This window comes from Pseudomonas sp. AC229 (assembly GCF_979254655.1).
Genome location: NZ_CEEDHK010000098.1, coordinates 1 through 236, shown reverse-complemented (window position 1 = coordinate 236; position 236 = coordinate 1). Strand labels below are relative to the sequence as shown.

1 protein-coding gene is annotated in these 236 nt (G+C 64.8%); it reads right to left on the bottom strand.

Features of this window, described 5'->3' with window-relative positions; genetic code table 11:
• A partial coding sequence (locus tag AC0IW7_RS25010; protein ID WP_471821553.1) for an energy transducer TonB occupies positions 1-236 on the bottom strand: 236 nt, incomplete at both ends.

Below are 236 nucleotides of genomic sequence, written 5' to 3'. Positions count from 1 at the left end.
GCTGCGCAGCGCCGCCTGGTCCAGCAGCGGCTGGCCCGACGATTCCAGTACCTGGACTTCGTAGAGGCGGCCGTCCCGGTTGATCGACACCAGCAGCCGGAGGCTGCCGTAAACCCGTTGCTTGCGGGCTTCTTCGGGGTAGTGGAGGTTGCCGACGCGTTCGACCGTTTTGCGCCAGTCGTCCTTATACCAAGCGCCCTTGTCACGCATGGTCGATGCGGCGTTCAGGCGATGGA